Consider the following 18,419-nt stretch of genomic DNA (forward strand, 5'->3'; position numbering starts at 1 on the left):
GCTCTTCGATGCGGCGCAGGTAGCGGTCACGCAGCCACTGGCGATGGAAGTTGGACGGTGCCACCAGACGCAGGCCGGCTCCGTCGTCGCCGGCAAGCTCTTCGGCGCGCAAGGGGAGGATCCAGGTCTTGAACTGCTGGGCGGGCAACTCCTGCTCCAGGCAGTTCAGGCAATGCGTCCAGAACGCAGCGCATTGGGGCGACGATGAGGCTTGGGGCACGATGATTGGGCGGATCGGTTTCGACTGCAGAACGCGCGCCGGATGATTGTTTCCGGCAGACTCCGGCCGGGGGCCGGAGCGGCCAGAGTCGCGCGCGGGGGGCGTCTGGCCAAACGCGTATTGTACCTGCGCGAGGGGGACTTATCCACAGCTTAAGATGGCCGGGAAAGGGGCTGTGGAGCATTGGCTTCCAGGCTGTGCATGGCTGCGTTTGCGGGGAGTGGATAAAACCTGCTTGACAAACAGAGGGTTAACGTATCAAATTGCGCGTTTGACTCAACTTTTCGGGCACGAAAAATGAAACGTACTTACCAACCGTCCGTCGTCCGTCGCAAGCGCACCCACGGCTTCCTGGTCCGCATGGCCACCCGTGGCGGTCGCAAGGTCATCGCCGCTCGCCGCGCCAAGGGCCGTCATCGCCTCGCCGTCTGAGGCTCGCCCACAGGCCGGTCCTGAGATTCCTTCCCCGGCAGGCGGCAGCAATGGCCCGTCGGATGAAACGGCAAGCAAGGCAGGGTTCGGCTTCGGCGCGTCTTTGCGACTGCATAAAACGGATGAGTTTTCATCCGTTTTTGCTTTTCGGCGTGTCGTGCGCGGGCGTTACTTCGCGCTTCACTACTGCCCTGGTCAGGTCGATACGGCCCGCCTCGGTGTGGTGGTGGCAAAGAAGCTCGCCAAGCGGGCGGTGCAGCGCAATCTGCTCAAGCGCATCGGTCGCGACGTGTTTCGTCATGCCCGTGCAAGCCTGCCGGCCTACGATCTGGTGTTACGATTGTCGGCCAAGGTTGCTGACGTGAGCAAACGCTCCCTGCGGGAAGACATGGTCGCTCTGTTTGAACGCCTGCCCAGGCAAGGCACGGGCAAATGAAACAGGTCATGCTTGCGCTTGTGCGGGCCTATCGCTACGCCATCAGCCCCATGCTGGGACGCAACTGCCGTTTTGTGCCGTCCTGTTCTGAATATGCCCTGGAGGCTTTGGAGCGCCATGGTGCCCTGAAGGGGTCGTGGCTGGCCGCGCGGCGCGTGTGTCGCTGCCATCCGTTCAGCGGCGGCGGCTACGATCCGGTACCCTGAGCAGCGCTTCCGAACCCTTCCGCCTCAAACTCCTTCCTGACACTGACTCCGATGGACAACCGTCGCCTGATCCTCCTTCTCGTCTTCTCGTTTTCCCTGGTCATGCTGTGGGACGGCTGGCAGAAGCACAACAAGCCTCCGGTACCGGCCGTCGCCGCGACCGCCGATTCTGCAGCCGGCGTACCCACGCCGACGCCGGGGGCTGCGGCAACCGGCACGCCCGCTCTGCCGGGGCAGAGCGCCACGGCGGCTGCGCCGGTGGCATCGGCACCCAAGGCCGTCATCCGTACCGATGTGCTGGTGGCGGAAGTCTCGGCCCAGGGCGGCGACATCGTCCGGCTGGAGCTGACCCGCCACAAGGCCTCCGATGACGTCACGCGCAACTATGTGCTCTTTGATAACGGCGAGAAGCACAACTACGCCGCCCAGACCGGCCTGATCGGCAACGGCCTGCCCAATCACAAGACCCTGTTCAGTCTCGCGGCCTCCAGCCTCGATCTGAAGGACGGCGAGGATGCCGTGACGCTGCGCCTTGATGCCCCGGCCACCGCCGATGGGGTCAAGGTGAGCAAGCTGATCACCTTCCGGCGTGGCAGCTACGTGGCCGATGTGAGCTACGAGATCGCCAACGGCAGCGCCGCACCCCTCGCGCCCCACGCGTACTTCCAGTTCACCCGTGACGGCAAGCCGGCCGAGCAGCCGGGCGGCTTCGGCGTGCAGACCTTCACCGGCCCGGCTTTCTATACCGAGGCCGAGAAGTACCAGAAGGTGTCCTTCGAGGATGTCGCCGCGAAGAAGGCCAAATTCGTCACCAAGGCCTCCGACGGCTGGCCGGCGATGGTGCAGCACTACTTCGTGGCCGGCTGGGCTCCTGCCGAGGGCGAGCGTGAGTTCTTCGCCAACCAGGTGAGCTCCGACCTCTACTCTGCAGGCGTGATCGTGCCCGTGGCCGCGATTGCCCCGGGCCAGAGCGGCAAGCTGTCCATGCCGCTGTACGCCGGCCCCCAGGAGCAGACCCGCCTTGAGCAGTTCGCCAAGGGCTTCGACCTGGTGGTGGACTACGGCTGGCTGACCATCATCGCCGCGCCGCTGTTCTGGGTGCTGGAGTGGTTCCACAAGCTCACCGGCAACTGGGGCTGGGCCATCATCCTGGTCACCATCGCCCTGAAGGCCCTGTTCTTCCCCCTGTCCGCCGCCAGCTACAAGTCGATGGCCAAGATGAAGACCCTCGGCCCGCGCCTGCAGCGCCTGAAGGAGCAGTACGGCGACGACAAGATGAAGATGCAGCAGGCCATGATGGACCTGTACAAGCGCGAGAAGGTCAATCCCCTCGGCGGCTGTCTGCCGATCCTGATCCAGATCCCGGTGTTCATTGCCCTGTACTGGGTGCTGCTGGGTGTCGTGGAGATGCGCGGCGCACCGTGGCTGGGCTGGATCCAGGATCTGTCCATCAAGGACCCGTACTACATCCTGCCGCTGGTCATGGGTGCCACCAGCTTCATCCAGATGAAGCTCAACCCGGCGCCGCCTGACCCCATCCAGGCCAAGGTGATGATGATGATGCCCATCCTCTTCACCTTCATGTTCCTGTGGTTCCCGGCCGGTCTGGTGCTGTACTGGGTGGTCAACAACACCCTGTCCATTGCCCAGCAATGGCAGATCAACCGGATGATCGCGGCCGGTGGCAAGCCGGCCGAGTGAGTGCATAGCGGCGATCGCCACCGCCCCCGGGCGCGGTGGCATCGGCGTGGTCCGGATCTCCGGGCCGAATCTCTCTCCGCTCGCGGCCGCCCTGGGTGGTCGCGAGCCGCAAGCCCGGATCGCCCAGTTCGCCCGCTTCCGTGATGGCAGCGGCGGGCTGATCGATGAAGGCCTCCTCCTCTACTTTCCCGCGCCCCATTCCTTTACCGGCGAAGACGTCATCGAGCTCCAGGGCCATGGCGGCCCGGTGGTCATGCAGATGCTGCTGGCCCGCTGCCTCGAGCTGGGTGCCCGTCTCGCCGAACCCGGCGAATTCACCCGCCGCGCCTTTCTCAATGGCAAGCTCGACCTGGCCCAGGCCGAAAGCGTGGCCGATCTCATCGAGGCCTCCACGGCCGCAGCGGCCCGCTCGGCGGTCCGGTCCCTCACCGGCAGTTTCTCCCGCGAAGTCCAGGGCCTGTGTGAGCGCCTGATCGATCTGCGCATGCTGGTCGAGGCGACCCTCGATTTTCCCGACGAGGATGTGGATTTCCTGATCGAGGCCAAGGCCTTCGAACGCATCGAGGTCGTCGCCGCCGAACTGCGTGCCATCCTCGACCGCGCCCGCCAGGGCAGCCTGCTGCGCAATGGCCTGCATGTGGTCCTCGTCGGTCAGCCCAACGTCGGCAAGTCCAGCCTGCTCAACCGGCTTGCCGGTGAGGAGCGGGCCATCGTCACGGATATCGCCGGCACCACCCGGGACGCCCTGCGCGAAACCATCCAGATCGAGGGCATTCCCCTCCACATCATCGACACCGCCGGGCTGCGCGACACCACCGACGAGGTCGAGCGGATCGGCATCGCCCGCACCTGGCAGGAGATCGAGCGCGCCGACGTGGTGGTGCGCCTGGTGGACGTGCGGGCCGGCCTCACCGATGCCGATGCCGCCATCGATGCCCGCCTGCCCGCGGGCGTTGAGCGCATCACCGTCTTCAACAAGGTGGACCTGCTGGCGCGCCAGCCCGAGCGCACCGAGGACGCCGCCGGCATCAGCCTCTACCTCTCCGCCAAGGCCGACCAGGGCGTCGAACTGCTGCGTGCCGAACTGCTGCGGGTGGCGGGCTGGCACCGCCATGGGGAGGACGTGATCCTCGCCCGAGAGCGCCACCTCATCGCCCTGCGCGAAGCCCTCGCCCGCGTCGAAGCCGCCCTCGATGCCCGCCACGCCCTCGAGCTGATGGCCGAAGAGCTGCGCCTGGCCCAGGAGGCGGTGAATGAGATCACCGGGGAGTTCACTCCGGATGATTTGCTGGGGGTGATCTTCTCGCGCTTTTGCATCGGAAAGTAAGGACACGTCCGGACTGATCGGGCCTGCGACTTACATTTCCATACGACTCCTTACAGCCGGCTGATGGGGAGGCGGCTACATTCGAAGGACATTGGGCGTGACCGCCCCTCCTTGCCCAGATCGCGGTGGGAGAGTCTGACGGAGAAGAATCATGAAAACCCCTGGCCGAGTCCTGATTGCCATCCTTGCAGCCACTACCTTTGCCGGTTGCGCCAACATGAACGCCCAGCAGAAGAACACCGCCATTGGCGCCGCCATCGGTGGGGTGGCGGGGTCTGTCCTGACCGGCGGCAGTGCGGTCGGTACGGTGGGTGGGGCGGCAGTGGGCGGTGTGATCGGTAATCAGATCAAGAAATAGGGCGCGACGCGCCTGCGCCGGGTCGAGCACTTCAGTGCTGTTCCCGGCCCCTGCCTTCGGCGACAATTGAACCCTTCTAGGGAGGGACGCGCCATGGGGTGGGAGCCGGATCGATACCTGCAGTTTTCCGATGAACGTCTGCGCCCGGCGATGGATTTGCTGGGACGGGTTCCGCTTCTCCGACCGGGGCGGATCGTGGACCTGGGCTGTGGCGTGGGCAACGTGACGCGGTTGCTGGCCGAGCGCTGGCCAGGGGCGGACATCACCGGCCTGGACAGCTCCCCGGCCATGCTGGAGCGGGCGCGCAGCGTGCTGCCCGGCGTCCGCTTCGATCAGGCCGGCGTTGAGCACTGGGAGCCCGAGGAACCCCTTGATCTGCTGTTTTCCAACGCAGCCCTGCATTGGGTGGGTGATCACGAAAGCCTGTTTCCCCGTCTGGTGGATGCGTTGTTTCCGGGAGGGGTGCTGGCCGTGCAGATGCCCTGCAATTTTGAGGCGCCATCCCACAGGCTCATTCAGGCGCTGGCATCGTCGCCGGAATGGGTGGAGCGGGTCGGTCAGGCGCGGATGGGGGCGGTGCTGGGTATGGCCGACTACCATCGCCTGCTGGCCCCCCTGTGTACCCGCCTGAGCCTGTGGGAGACGACCTACTGGCAGGGTATGAGCGGGCCTTCGCCGGTTCTCGACTGGTTGCGTGGCACGACGCTGCTTCCCTACCTGGCGTCCCTGGATGAGTCGGGTCAGGCGGCCTTCCTGGCCCAGCTCGAGGCCCGCCTGGCGGCGGCTTATCCGCCGGACGCCCACGGCACCACGCTCTTTCCCTTTCGGCGTATCTTCATTGTTGCGCAGCGATGACGTCCGCGGCCCTGTTTGCCGAGGCGGCGTCGCTGATCGCCGGCGCCGACGGCTTGATCGTCTCCGCAGGGGCGGGCATGGGGGTCGATTCGGGTCTGCCTGATTTCCGGGGCAATACCGGTTTTTGGCGGGCCTATCCGGCGCTGGCCGAAGCGCGCATCGCCTTCGAGGATATCGCCTGCCCCGACGCCTTTCGCCGCCATCCCCGGCTGGCCTGGGGTTTCTATGGCCATCGCCTGAATCTGTATCGGCGTACCCGCCCTCACCCGGGCTTTGTAATCCTGCAAGGTATCGGTGCCCGTCTGGCCAGGGGGTGCTTCGTGTTTACGTCCAATGTGGACGGGCAGTTTCAGCGGGCGGGTTTTCCGGAGGACAGTATCTGTGAGGTGCACGGCTCCCTGCATCACCTCCAGTGCATGGATGCGTGCGGACTGCCCATCTTCTCCGCAGATGCCTATGTTCCGGAAGTGGATGAACGGGCCTGTCTGCTCACCAGCCCATTGCCCCGCTGCACGCGCTGCGATGCCCTGCTCAGGCCCAATGTGCTGATGTTTGGTGATGGTGGGTGGCTGAGCCAGCGCACTGCAGCCCAGCGTCGCCGGCTGGAGCAGTGGCTGGCGACGGTGCATCGGCCGGTGGTCGTCGAGATCGGCGCTGGCAGTCATGTGCCCACGGTGCGCTGGTTCAGCGAGACACTCGGCGAGCCCCTTGTACGAATCAACCCGACCGAGCCGGAGATCCCTGGGCGGGGTGTCAGTTTGCCCATGGGTGGGCTGGAAGCCCTGCAGGGAATCCGTGCGGCGCTGGATAGTTGGGGCTTCCTTCGTTGAGCAGGAGCGAGCTTGAGGTGTTTCACGTGAAACAATGCTGATGGACCCGACCCTCGCGCTCCTTGGCGTGGGCGCGTTCCTTGCGGGTATGGTTGATGCCGTGGTCGGGGGTGGGGGGCTGATCCAGATTCCGCTGCTGTTCTCCGCCTTTCCCCAGGCGGCCCCCGCGACCCTCTTTGGCACCAACAAGCTGGCGAGTGTGTTCGGTACCGCCGGTGCCGCTGTTCAGTACAGTCGCCGGGTGTCGATCCCCTGGCGGGCTGCCGGGCCGGCAGCACTGGCGGCCGCCATCGGCTCGTGCTCGGGGGCTCGCGCCGTGGTGCTCTTCCCGCCGGCCGCCTTGCGTCCCCTGATTCTGGTGCTGTTGATCCTTGTCGCCCTGTACACGTTTCTGCGCAAGGACTTCGGCATCCATCACCGGCGGCTGGCGAGCGCTGGGCGAGAGTGTGGACTGGCGATCCTGATCGGCGCTGCCCTTGGCTTTTACGACGGCTTCTTCGGCCCGGGGACGGGCAGCTTCCTGATCTTCCTGTTCATCCGGATACTGGGGATGGACTTTCTGCATGCCTCGGTGTCGGCCAAGATCGTCAACGTGAGCACCAACCTGGCGGCCATCGCGGTGTTTGTGTCCCATGGCGCGGTGTTCTGGCAGGTGGCGCTGGTGATGGCCTGCTGCAATCTTCTCGGGTCGCGGGTGGGAACCGGGCTGGCCTTGCGTCACGGGGTGGTCTTCATTCGCAAGGCCTTTCTTGCTGTCGTGCTGGTGTTGATCCTGCGCTTTGCCGCAGACACCTTTCTTTGACCCGAACGGAGTGTTTCACGTGAAACATGCCGACTTGCTTCGTCTGCCCCTGGGTGCCGATGCCACCTTGCTGCTTCGCCAGCGTTGCCCTTCCCGACGGGCTCCAAGCCGCTTTCAGTCCATCGCGGTGGAGGATACGCAGGCCTTCGGGGCGCTCTACTGCCTGGACGGTGATGCCATGGCGGCCGAGGCGGATGAGTTCATGATTCACGAAAGCCTGGTGCACATTCCAGCCCTGGCTCATCCCGCCCCCCGCCGGGCCTTGGTCCTTGGGGGCGGAGACGGGGCCTCTGCGCGGGAATTGCTCAAGCACCCGGGGCTGGAGCGCATCGTTGTCGCCGAGCTGGATCCCGGCGTAGTGGCCATGGTCCGCAGCCATCTGCCAGCCCTTCCCCAGGGGGCCTTCGACGCTGATCGGGTGAGCCTGTCCCTTGGTGACGCCGCCCACACGCTCGTATCCCTTCATCAGCAGGGCGAGCGCTTTGATCTGATCATCTTCGATCTGACGGAGGCCGACGACCCCGCCTGTGCCCATCTGCACCAGCCGGATTTCCTCCAACTCTGCGCGGCCAGTCTCTCTCCCCGTGGGATAATCCACGTCCAGCTCGGCTCGCCCTTTTACCAACCGGAAAAGGTGGCAAGCCTGTATCGCCGGTTGGGTGCCGTCTTCCCCGTGCTGCGGGTGAGCTTGATCCATGTGCCGCTGTACGGCGGACCCTGGCTTCTGGGTCTTTGTGCCAGGGATGATCTGCCCGACCCGGAAGAGGCCACGCTTGCAGGGCGTCTCGCCGCGAGGGGTATTTCCGGTCTGCGCTACTACAATCCGGCGCTCCACCTTGCCAGCCGAGCTCTGCCCAACTACATCCGCGACTTGCTCGCCTGAGACCCATGACCAGCCGCCCGCCCCGTTCCGCCGCCCCGTCCGCCCCCACCCTCGCCGAAGACAGCCTTGCCCATGCCCTCGCCACGGCGGCCCGCCTTATTGCCGACGTGGTGGCCGGGGGCAATCTCACCGAAGCGCTGGCCGCCCTGTGGAGCGCGCGGCCGGCGACACCTCCCGGCGTTCGTGGTGCCATCCTGGATCTCACCTATGGCACCCTGCGCGACTATGGCCGGCAGGATTTCATCCTCGCCAAGCTGCTGCAGAAGCCCCTGCCTGAACCGGTTCAATCCCTGCTACGGGTGGCCTTGCATCGCCTCGACAGCCGTGCCGACACCGCCCATACGATTGTCGATCAGGCTGTCACGGCCGCGGCAACGCTGCTTGGGGGCAAGTTCAAGGGGGTGGTGAATGGCGTGCTGCGCAATGCGCTGCGCCAGTCGGCCGATCTGAACCGGGCCGCCGATGCCGACATGGTGGCGGAGTTTCGCCATCCGCCCTGGTGGATTCGGCGACTGCGTAGCCAATATCCGGATGACTGGCGCGCCATCCTGATGGCCGGTAATACCCATCCACCCATGGCCCTGCGCATCAATCGCCGGCGGGCGGCGGTAAGCGATGTGCTGTCGGCCTTTGCGGCCGCCGATCTGCCCGTCCGTGAGCTCGCCAATGGCGCCCTGCTGCTCGACCGCCCGGTGCCGGTGGCCCGGCTGCCGGGTTTCGCCGAAGGCCTGGTCAGCGTCCAGGATGCGGGCGCCCAGCATGCCGCCCGTTACCTTGATCTGGCCGACGGCCAGCGGGTTCTCGACGCTTGCGCCGCGCCCGGCGGCAAGACTTCCCACATCCTGGAGAGCGCCGATGTGGAGTTGGTGGCCCTCGACGCCGATGCCTTCCGGGCGCGTCGGGTCAGCGAAAACCTGGCGCGTCTTGGCCTTTCCGCCCAGGTCAGCGCCGCCGATTGCCGCAAGGTGTCCCAGTGGTGGGACGGGCGCCCCTTTCAACGCATTCTGGCGGATGTGCCCTGCTCCGCATCCGGTGTGGTGCGGCGCAACCCCGACATCAAGTGGCTGCGTCGTTCCGACGACGTGGCCCGCTTTGCGGCCCAGCAGGCGGAGATACTCGATGCCCTGTGGCAGGTCCTCGCGCCGGGTGGCAAAATGCTCTATGTCACTTGCTCGGTGTTTGCCGAAGAGAACCGGGAGCAGATTGCCGCCTTTGCGGCACGCCATCCCGACTGCTGCTGCCTGCCCATTGGGGGCCAGCCCGATTGCCAGTATCTGCCTAGCACCGAACATGACGGATTCTTTTACGCCCTGCTCGAGAAAGCTGTCTGAGCGACGCCGCTTCCTCCGGGTGGCCGTCTTCGCGCTCATTGGCGGGCTGATGAGCGTGGCGCTGCCGGCCCATGCCGCAGAGGCGGAGATCCGCGCAGCCACCATCGAGGCCAGTGACGAGCAGTATGTGCTCAACGCCGACATCTCTGCCGAACTCACCCCCCTTCTGGCGGATGTGGTCGGCCGTGGTGTGTCCCTGTTTTTTGTCACCGAGTTCGAACTCAGCTCGCCTCGCTGGTACTGGTTTGACGAAGAGGTCGTCAACAAGACGGTGACCTACCGGCTCTCCTATCAGTCCCTGACCCGCCAGTACCGTCTCACCACCGGCACCCTGCATCAGAACTTCGCCACGGTCGAAGAGGCCATGCGCACCATGCTGCGCATCCGCAACTGGGGGGTGGCCGAGCGCGGCGCCCTGCGTGTGGGGCGCAGCTACAACGCGGCCCTGCGCTTCCGTCTGGATGTGGCCGAGCTGCCCAAGCCCCTGCAGGTGAGTGCCTTTGGCCGGAAAGACTGGAACCTCGCATCCGACTGGTATCGCTGGACTTTCGTCGCTGCACGCGAATCCAAATGAGACCGACAGCGCTCGTCGTCGCCGCCGCCGTCGCAGGCATCCTGCTCTTTCTGCTGGCTACGGCCAGCGCCAATACGCCCCTCTTCGCCCGCAACTACACGCTGCTGCTGATCCTCAACGGGGTCATTGCCGTGGGCCTTGCCAGCCTGGTGTTCGTGCAACTGCGCGGCCTGTGGCGCGAGTACCGGGCTCGCCGTTTCGGGTCGCGCCTCAAGCTGCGCCTGATGGCCATCTTTGCGGCAATGGCGGTGGTGCCCGGGGTGCTGGTGTATGCGGTGTCGCTCCAGTTTGCCGTCAAGAGCATCGACTCCTGGTTCAACGTGCGGGTCGATGCCGCCCTTGAGAGTGGCCTCCAGCTCGGCCGCAGCTCCCTCGACATGCTCCTCGGGCAGCTTGCCGACAAGGCCGGGCGCATGGTGGAGGAGCTGGAGCTGGCGCCCCAGGTGCGGTCCACCCTGCTCAACCATCTGCGGGAGCGGGGCAATGTGGAGTCGGCCACGGTGTTCTCCTCCAGCGGCAAGATTGTCGCCACCTCGGATACCGAGATCGACAGCCTGGTGCCCGAGCGGCCCAGCGTTGCCCAGTTGCGCCAGGCCCGCCAGACCCAGGGCTATCGGGCGGTGGAGGGCCAGGCACCGGATGGCCTGATCCTGCGGGTCATCGTGCCCATCCCTTCGCGCCGCCTGGCGGAGCCCCAGCTCTTGCAGCTCACCCAGTCCGTGCCCAGTTCGTTTGCGTCCCACGCCGAAAGCGTCGAGACCGTGCATCGGGACTATCAGGAGCTGTCCCTGGCGCGCGATGGCCTCAAGCGCATCTACACCCTCACCCTTACGCTCACCCTGCTCCTGGCCCTGTTTGCCGCCGTTGCCGTCGCCTTTGTCCTGACCCGTCGTCTGGCGGCCCCGCTGTTCATCCTGGCTGAAGGCACCCAGGCCGTTGCCGCGGGGGATTTCAGCCCCCGCCAGGCCCTGCCCGCGCGTGATGAACTGGGTGTGCTGACCCAGTCCTTCAACCAGATGACCCGTCAGCTCGAAGATGCCCGGGCCCAGGCGGAGAACAACCGGGCTGCCGTCGAGCGCAATCGCGCCTACCTGGAAGGGGTGCTCGCCAACCTTTCCGCCGGGGTGCTGGCCTTCGCGCCGGATGGCTATCTTCGGGCCGCCAACCACGGGGCCATGACGATCCTGAATGATCCCCTTGATGGCTACGAGCGGGTCCGCCTGGAGGACTGGACGGCCCACGGTGATCTGCGCAATGCGCTGCTGGAAGGGCTGCAGGGCCCCGACGCCAACTGGAACCGCCAGATCGAGTTCTCGAACCCCGACGGCAGCACCCAGACCCTCCTGCTCCATGGCACGCGCCTGCCCGACGATACGGGTGGCGGCTGGGTGGTGGTTTTCGATGACATCACCCACCTCATCGCGGCCCAGCGCACCGCTGCCTGGGCCGAGGTGGCCCGGCGTCTGGCCCACGAGATCAAGAACCCCCTTACGCCCATTCAGCTCTCGGCCGAGCGTCTACAGTTCAAACTGGCGGATCGCCTCGATACCGAGGGCCGCGAGATGCTCGAGCGATCGACCACCACCATCGTCAATCAGGTGGAGGCCATGAAGAATCTGGTCAATGCCTTCCGCGACTATGCCAGACTGCCCACGCCGGTGATGGCACCGGTGGACCTCAACGCCCTGGTGCGGGAGCTGCTGGTGCTGTACGAGGGATCGCGGGTGATGATCCACGCCGAGCTGGCGGCCGAGTTGCCCCAGGTGCTTGGCGATGCCACCCAGATCCGTCAGGTCATCCACAATCTGCTGCAGAACGCCGAGGACGCCCTGATTGACGTGGATCAGCCGGAGATACGCCTGTTGACCCGATCCGATGCCCGCCGGGTAGACTTGATTCTGCGCGACAACGGTCCCGGCTTTCCGCCGGAGAGCCTGTCCCGGGCCTTCGAGCCCTACGTGACAACCAAGGCGCGTGGTACGGGCCTTGGCTTGGCCATCGTCAAGAAAATCATCGACGAACACGCAGGCGAGATCCGTCTCGCCAATCGCGAAGCGGGTGGCGCGGAGGTCCGCGTCCGCCTGTGCATCGCTCCTCACCCTGAGTCCAGCACCCATGGCCAAGATCCTCATCGTTGACGACGAAGTCGGCATTCGAGAACTCCTCTCCGAGATCCTGCGCGACGAGGGGCACGACATCATCCTCGCCGAGAACGCCGGTGCGGCCCGGGCCGCCCGCAATGCGACCCGGCCGGATCTCGTGCTGCTCGACATCTGGATGCCCGATACCGACGGGGTCAGCCTCCTCAAGGAGTGGTCTGCCAATGGCCAGTTGACCATGCCCGTGGTGATGATGTCCGGGCACGGCACCATCGACACGGCGGTCGAGGCGACCCGCATCGGTGCCATGGAGTTCCTCGAAAAGCCCATCGCCCTGCAGAAGCTGCTGGCGGCGGTGAAGCGCGGCCTCGCCCGCATCAAGCCCACCCATGCGCCCAGCCCCCTGGGGTTGGCCGCCTTCGCCCGCTCGGCGCCCCTGCGCGATCTGCGCAAGCGTCTTGAGCAGATGGCCGAGAAGTCCCGCATCATCCTGCTGCGGGTGGGGCCGGGCAGCCTGGCCGAATTGTGTGCCCGCAGCCTGCAGCGGGTCGGAACGCCCTGGCTGGATCTATCCCTGTCCTCCATGCCCATCGAACTCAATGTGCTGGAAGGTGCGCGCAACGGTCTGCTCTATGTGCCCGAGCTGATCTACCTGTCGCGCCCCCAGCAGAAGAACCTGGTCTTTGCCATGGACCGCCTGGAGCGGCATGGGCAGACCCTGGTGGTGGCGACCGAGCACCGCCCCGAGGAGCTCGCCGACCACGGCTGGGAGGAGCGTGTGCTGGCCCGCCTGTTCGAGGTCTCCCTGGCACCGCCGGCCCTGGGCGAGATCCGCGACGAGATCCCGGAGATTGCCAGCCAGATTCTGCTGCACGTGGTCGAAGCCGGTGAGGTGCCACCCCGGCGCCTTTCCTCCGCCGCCCTCAATGCCCTGCGCAACCAGGCCTGGCCGGGGGGCTACGGGGAGCTCAAGGCAGCCGTCAAGTCCTTGGCCCTGGGCACCCTGGAAGAGGAGATCGGCATGGAGGACGTGGCCCATCTGCTGGTGAAGTCACCTCCCGCCGCCCTCGGCTTGCCCCTCGATCTGCCCCTGCGGGAGGCCCGGGAGATCTTCGAACGCCTGTACTTCGAGCACCACCTGCAGATCGACGGGGGCAACATGACCCGTCTGGCCGAGAAGACCGGCCTGGAGCGTACTCACTTGTATCGCAAGCTCAAGCAGCTTGGCATCAGTGTCGGTCGGCGTCACGAGGAAAGCGGAACCTGAGGGCTGCATCCGGACATGCCTGGGCAATAGCCGCTGCGCGTCAGCGGAAAGGGAGGAATAAAAACATGAAGATCATCATCCTCGGTGCCGGTCAGGTGGGTACCTCGGTCGCTGAGAGTCTCGTTTCCGAAGCCAACGACATCACCGTGGTGGACAACAATGTGGAGCATCTCAACACCCTCCAGGAACGGCTCGATTTGCGCGTGGTGTCGGGCAACGCCGCGGCCCCCTCGGTGCTGCATGCTGCGGGTGCCGAGGATGCCGACCTGCTGATCGCCGTCACCCAGTCGGACCAGACCAATCTGTGCGCCTGCCGAGTGGCCAAGACGGTGTTCAACATTCCGACGCGCATCGCCCGCCTGCGCTCTGCCGACTATGCCGAGCATCCCGAGCTGCTTGACGACAACAACTTTGCCGTTGATCACTCCATCTGCCCCGAGCAGATCGTCACCGACTACATCCGCAAGCTGATCGAATTTCCCGAGGCGCTCCAGGTGCTGGAGTTCGCCGAGGGCATGGTCACCATGATCGCCGTGAAGGCCTTCGAAGGCGGCCTGCTGGTGGGCAAGCCCCTGAAGACCATTCCGCTGCGCCTGCCCAACATTGATGCCCGTGTGGCGGCCATCTTCCGCCGCGACCAGTCCATCATCCCGTCCGGTGACACCATCATCGAGAGCGGTGACGAAGTCTTCATCATTGCAGCCACCTCCCATATCCGCAAAGTCATGTCCGAGCTGCGGCGCATGGACAAGCCCATCAAGCGGGTGATCATCGCCGGGGGTGGCAATATCGGCTTTCGTCTCGCCCGCGCCATCGAGAAAAGCTTCAGCGTCAAGCTCATCGAGCGCGACCGGCGCCGGGCCGAGATGCTCGCCAGCAAGCTGTCCCGGGCCCTGGTGCTGCGCGGTGATGGCACCGACGAAGCCCTGCTCGATTCGGAGAGCATCGAGGAGACCGACATGTTCCTCGCCCTCACCAACGACGAGGAGGACAACATCATGTCGGCCTCCCTGGCCAAGCAGATGGGGGCCCGTCGCACCCTGGCCCTGATCAACCGCAAGTCCTACGTGGATCTGGTGCAGGGCGGGCGCATCGACATTGCCATCTCGCCAGCCCAGACCTCCATCGGCCAGTTGCTGGCCCGGGTACGCCGGGGAGACGTGGCCGCCGTGCATAGCTTGCGCCGCGGTGCCGCCGAGGCCCTGGAAGTCGTCGCCCATGGGGACGCGAAGCATTGCAAGGTGATCGGCCGCCGCATCGAGGAGATCGACCTGCCTGACGGGGCCACCATCGCCGCCATCGTGCGCAATACCGGGCAGAGCCGCACCGAGTACAAGGAGCTGGTGGCCTACGAGGTGCCCATCCACGAAGTCATCATGGCCCACCACGACACGGTGATCCGCGCCGAGGACCACGTGATCGTCTTTTGCACCAGCAAGAAGCTGGTCAGTCAGGTGGAAAAGCTCTTCCAGGTGGGTTGGGGGTTCTTCTGATGGATGCCCTGTTCCCCGTCGCCAATGTCCTGGGCCGCCTGCTGTCGATCTTCAGCCTGGCCTACCTGATGCCCATCGCTGCGGCGATCTTCTACGAAGACGGCACCACCGCCGAATTCGTCGCCGCCATGATCATCTCCCTGGGCAGTGGACTCATGCTCTACGGGGTGACCCGCTCCCACTACCGCGAGCTCAAGCCCCGGGATGGCTTCCTGCTGGTATCAACCGTGTGGGCCTTGATGGCGGCGATTGCCACCATCCCCCTGCTCCTGGTGTACGACACCATGAGTTTCACCGATGCCTTCTTCGAAACCATGTCCGGCCTCACCACCACGGGCTCGACGATCATGACCGATCTCGATCATGCACCGCCAGCCATCAATGTCTGGCGGCATGAGCTCAACTGGCTCGGTGGCATGGGCATCATCGTGCTCGCCGTGGCCGTGCTGCCCCTGCTGGGTGTCGGCGGCATGCAGCTCTACAAGGCTGAAACCCCCGGCCCGATGAAAGACTCCAAACTCACGGCGCGTATCGCCGATACCGCCAAGGCCCTGTGGCTGGTGTATTTCCTCATCACCGTGGCCTGCATCCTGCTGCTCAATCAGGCGGGCCTGTCCTGGCTGGACTCCATCTGCCATGCCTTCGCCGCCCTCGGGCTGGGTGGCTTTTCGACCCGGGACGCCAGCGTTGGCGCCTTTGACAACCCCATGGTCGAGTTCGTGCTGATCGTCTTCATGGTGATCGCCGCGATGAACTTCGCCACCCACTTCGTCGCCATGCGGGGGCGCGATCTGCGCGTGTACTGGCATGACGTGGAAGCTCGCGGCGTGGTCGGCCTGATCGTCACGTCCTGCTTCGGTGTGGCCCTGTATGTGTGGCTGGAAGGCACCTATGAGGATTACCCCACGGCCCTGCGGCACGTCAGCTTCAACCTCGTCTCCATGGCCACCGACTGTGGCTTCGCCAGTCAGGACTTCGACAAGTGGCCGATCTTCGCGCCCCTGTGGATGCTTTTCCTGTCCTGCATCACGGTAAGCTCCGGCTCCACCGGGGGCGGCATCAAGATGATCCGCACCCTGATCCTGGCCAAACAGGCCAATCGGGAACTCACCCGCCTGATCCACCCGGCAGTGGTCAATCCGGTGAAGGTTGGGGGCAGCGCCATTCCCAACAACGTCGTGATCGCCGTTCTCGGCTTCATCTTTCTGTACTTCATGAGCGTGGTCATGCTGACTTTCGTGATGATCCTGTCAGGGCTGGATTTCATGACTTCGCTCGGCGCCATAGTGGCCAGCATCAACAACGCCGGCCCTGGCCTCAACAAGGTCGGCCCGGCCACCAACTATGCTGTCCTCACCGATTTCCAGACCTGGGTGTGCACCTTCACCATGCTCCTCGGACGTCTGGAGGTGCTGTCCCTGGCCGTCGTGTTCACGCCCCAGTTCTGGCGCAAGTAGCTGCTTCTTGATCTGCGCGATCCACGCCCCGGCGGCAAATGGCGGATAATCCCGCCTTTGCCGCCCAGTGCGGTCCTGTCTGCCGAGGATTCCAAGTGAGCCGTCCGAAGAACGATACTTTCCTGCGCGCCCTGTTGCGTCAGCCCACCGAGTACACCCCCCTGTGGCTGATGCGCCAGGCTGGCCGCTACCTGCCCGAGTACCGTGAGACGCGCAAGCGTGCCGGCAGCTTCCTTGATCTGTGCAAGAACCCCGGTCTGGCCTGCGAAGTCACCCTGCAGCCCTTGGCGCGCTACAACCTCGACGCCGCCATTCTCTTCTCCGACATCCTCACGGTGCCCGACGCCATGGGCCTGGGCCTGTACTTCGCTGAAGGTGAAGGCCCCAAGTTCGAGCGCCCCCTCAAGGAAGAATGGGAGATCCGCAATCTGGCCGTGCCCGACCCCAACATCGAGCTCGGCTACGTGATGGACGCCGTCGCCGAGATCCGTCGGGCCCTCGACAACTCCGTGCCGCTGATCGGCTTCTCCGGCAGCCCCTGGACCCTCGCCTGCTACATGGTGGAAGGCGGTGGCTCTGACGACTACCGCAAGGTCAAGGCCCTGCTCTACAGCCGCCCGGATCTCATGCACCACATCCTCGGTGTCACCGCCAAGGCCGTCACCGCCTACCTCAACGCCCAGATCGAGGCAGGCGCCCAGGCCGTGATGATCTTCGATTCCTGGGGTGGTGTGCTGGCCCATCAGGCCTACAAGGAGTTCTCGCTGGCCTACATCCGCCAGATCGTCGCCGGCCTGACCCGCGAGAAGGATGGCGAGAAGATCCCCTGCATCGTCTTCACCAAGGGCGGTGGCCTGTGGCTGGCCGACATTGCCGATAGCGGCGCTGACGCGGTGGGCCTTGACTGGACCGTGGATATCGGTGCCGCCCGCCTTCAGGTGGGTGATCGGGTTGCCCTGCAAGGCAATCTGGATCCCGCGGTGCTGTTTGGCAGCCCCGAGGCTGTTGCCGCTGAAGCGAAGAAGGTTCTCGACGCCTATGGCCCCCACGCCGGTCATGTCTTCAACCTCGGCCATGGCATCTCCCAGTTCACCCCGCCCGAAAACGTCACCGTGCTGGTCAACACCGTCCACGAGCATAGCCGGGCCCTGCGTGCCCAGGCCGCCTGAGACATCCATCGCCCAGCACCGGGGGCCGGCTCATGCCGGCCCCGATTCTTTGCGGAAGCGGATGAGCGTCACGGGGCTTGCGGCGCTTTGTGTCATCCGGGCTCCCCAAAGCGGCCCTCGTCAAGCACTAAATTTGAATCTGAGGGCTTGACTTGTGCACAGCACCAAGATTTTTGTCAGATTCATGACACGGCTCGGAAGCAAAAATTTGCGAATCTGCAGAGCATTGTTTTTAAAGGAAATATTATTTGATCAGGAATGAGGCAGTGTAGGAGGAAGGCAGTCTGCAGGCGGGTTTTGCGGGACTTCACCCATGTTTCCCACAAAGTTATCCACAGATTTTGTGGACAAGGGAAAATACCCGCGCCGCCCCAATGGCTTCAGACCTGTTTCCCAAGCAATGCCTTACGAAAGCGATGTAATTGGCTGATTTTCATCGCTTTTTGTCACGTCGATCCGTATCCCGACCATGAGCCCCTCCATCGTTCGCGTTGCCCTTCCCGTGCCCTTGCCACAGGTCTTTGATTACACGGCAGAAAATATTTCTGTCGGCGATCTGGGGCGCTGTGTGCGGGTGCCGTTTGGGCGGGGTGAGAAAACCGGGCTGATCGTTGCCCTGCCGGAGGTGGCGGATATTCCGGTCGAGCGGCTCAAGCCGGTGATCGCCATTCAACGGGATGCGCCGGCGCTCCCGGCGGACTGGCTGGGCATGGTCGAATTTGCAGCCCGCTACTATCAGCATCCCCTCGGCGAAGTCGTCGCCATGGCCTTGCCGCCCCGCCTGCGCAAGGCCGATGCGGTGGCGGGGGCCGAGGCGGACCCCCTGCTCGACCTCACCGATGCCGGCCGTGAGGCCTTGCTGGCCAGCAAACGGGAGAGCCGCGCCCTGGCCTTGCTGCGCGAACTCGCCGCCCAGGGGCCCCGGCGGCGCAGCCTGCTGAGGGTCGGCGAGGGGAGATCGGAAGAGCGTCGGGTAGGG

The 18,419-nt window shown here is 65.0% G+C and carries 18 protein-coding genes and 1 pseudogene; 18 read left to right on the top strand and 1 reads right to left on the bottom strand.

Annotated features, from left to right (window positions below):
* On the bottom strand, positions 1 to 220 hold a 220-nt coding region (locus J0L98_RS17790; RefSeq protein WP_296413215.1), incomplete at its 3' end, for a DnaA N-terminal domain-containing protein.
* 297 nt (positions 221 to 517) lie between these two features.
* Between J0L98_RS17790 and rpmH the strand changes: the two genes are divergently transcribed.
* From rpmH to J0L98_RS17880, 18 genes and pseudogenes are all read left to right on the top strand, one after another.
* Entirely contained in the window at positions 518 to 652 is a 135-nt protein-coding gene (rpmH, locus tag J0L98_RS17795) for a 50S ribosomal protein L34 (protein ID WP_079434516.1), read from the top strand.
* Positions 591 to 1,088, top strand: coding sequence for a ribonuclease P protein component (gene rnpA / locus J0L98_RS17800; protein ID WP_296407772.1), 498 nt, complete (start codon positions 591 to 593; stop codon positions 1,086 to 1,088). Before rpmH ends, rnpA begins: the two co-directional genes overlap by 62 nt.
* A complete protein-coding gene (gene yidD / locus J0L98_RS17805; RefSeq protein WP_296407775.1) occupies positions 1,085 to 1,294 on the top strand; it encodes a membrane protein insertion efficiency factor YidD in 210 nt (69 codons plus the stop codon). Before rnpA ends, yidD begins: the two co-directional genes overlap by 4 nt.
* Before the next feature lie 51 nt (positions 1,295 to 1,345).
* Positions 1,346 to 2,995, top strand: coding sequence for a membrane protein insertase YidC (gene yidC, locus J0L98_RS17810; RefSeq protein WP_296413221.1), 1,650 nt, complete (start codon positions 1,346 to 1,348; stop codon positions 2,993 to 2,995).
* On the top strand, positions 2,976 to 4,322 hold the full coding sequence (mnmE, locus tag J0L98_RS17815) for a tRNA uridine-5-carboxymethylaminomethyl(34) synthesis GTPase MnmE (RefSeq protein WP_296413223.1): 1,347 nt from the start codon (positions 2,976 to 2,978) through the stop codon (positions 4,320 to 4,322). Before yidC ends, mnmE begins: the two co-directional genes overlap by 20 nt.
* Positions 4,323 to 4,473: 151 nt before the next feature.
* The gene (locus J0L98_RS17820) at positions 4,474 to 4,680 is read left to right on the top strand and encodes a glycine zipper 2TM domain-containing protein (RefSeq protein WP_296413224.1); all 207 of its coding nucleotides are present in this window, start codon (positions 4,474 to 4,476) and stop codon (positions 4,678 to 4,680) included.
* Positions 4,681 to 4,773: 93 nt separating this feature from the next.
* Entirely contained in the window at positions 4,774 to 5,535 is a 762-nt protein-coding gene (locus J0L98_RS17825; RefSeq protein WP_296413225.1) for a methyltransferase domain-containing protein, read from the top strand.
* Entirely contained in the window at positions 5,532 to 6,365 is an 834-nt protein-coding gene (locus J0L98_RS17830) for a Sir2 family NAD-dependent protein deacetylase (RefSeq protein ID WP_296413226.1), read from the top strand. The genes J0L98_RS17825 and J0L98_RS17830 overlap by 4 nt, the downstream gene beginning before the upstream one ends.
* A 34-nt stretch (positions 6,366 to 6,399) precedes the next feature.
* The gene (locus tag J0L98_RS17835; protein WP_296413227.1) at positions 6,400 to 7,167 is read left to right on the top strand and encodes a TSUP family transporter; all 768 of its coding nucleotides are present in this window, start codon (positions 6,400 to 6,402) and stop codon (positions 7,165 to 7,167) included.
* Positions 7,168 to 7,186: 19 nt separating this feature from the next.
* Complete coding sequence (locus tag J0L98_RS17840) at positions 7,187 to 8,050, top strand: fused MFS/spermidine synthase (RefSeq protein ID WP_296413228.1); 864 nt, start codon at positions 7,187 to 7,189, stop codon at positions 8,048 to 8,050.
* Between the two features lie 5 nt (positions 8,051 to 8,055).
* Positions 8,056 to 9,381 carry a 16S rRNA (cytosine(967)-C(5))-methyltransferase RsmB gene (gene rsmB, locus J0L98_RS17845; RefSeq protein ID WP_296413229.1) on the top strand — a complete coding sequence of 442 codons (1,326 nt, stop codon included), beginning with the start codon at positions 8,056 to 8,058 and terminating at the stop codon, positions 9,379 to 9,381.
* A gap of 19 nt (positions 9,382 to 9,400) precedes the next feature.
* Positions 9,401 to 9,955: a DUF4390 domain-containing protein gene (locus tag J0L98_RS17850; protein ID WP_296413230.1), complete on the top strand. Its 555-nt coding sequence runs from the start codon at positions 9,401 to 9,403 to the stop codon at positions 9,953 to 9,955.
* Positions 9,952 to 12,093, top strand: coding sequence for an ATP-binding protein (locus J0L98_RS17855; protein WP_296413231.1), 2,142 nt, complete (start codon positions 9,952 to 9,954; stop codon positions 12,091 to 12,093). Before J0L98_RS17850 ends, J0L98_RS17855 begins: the two co-directional genes overlap by 4 nt.
* Complete coding sequence (locus J0L98_RS17860) at positions 12,071 to 13,321, top strand: response regulator (RefSeq protein ID WP_296413232.1); 1,251 nt, start codon at positions 12,071 to 12,073, stop codon at positions 13,319 to 13,321. The genes J0L98_RS17855 and J0L98_RS17860 overlap by 23 nt, the downstream gene beginning before the upstream one ends.
* A 26-nt stretch (positions 13,322 to 13,347) precedes the next feature.
* Entirely contained in the window at positions 13,348 to 14,814 is a 1,467-nt protein-coding gene (trkA, locus tag J0L98_RS17865; RefSeq protein WP_296413235.1) for a Trk system potassium transporter TrkA, read from the top strand.
* Complete coding sequence (locus J0L98_RS17870; protein ID WP_296413233.1) at positions 14,814 to 16,271, top strand: potassium transporter TrkG; 1,458 nt, start codon at positions 14,814 to 14,816, stop codon at positions 16,269 to 16,271. The genes trkA and J0L98_RS17870 overlap by 1 nt, the downstream gene beginning before the upstream one ends.
* Positions 16,272 to 16,366: 95 nt before the next feature.
* Positions 16,367 to 17,440 (top strand): uroporphyrinogen decarboxylase, encoded by a 1,074-nt coding sequence (gene hemE, locus J0L98_RS17875; protein ID WP_296413234.1) that lies wholly within the window; start codon positions 16,367 to 16,369, stop codon positions 17,438 to 17,440.
* 469 nt (positions 17,441 to 17,909) lie between these two features.
* A pseudogene (locus J0L98_RS17880) lies at positions 17,910 to 18,419 on the top strand (primosomal protein N'); the annotation flags it as partial.

It is taken from the genome of Zoogloea sp. (assembly GCF_017302315.1).
Taxonomy (GTDB): Bacteria; Pseudomonadota; Gammaproteobacteria; order Burkholderiales; family Rhodocyclaceae; genus Zoogloea.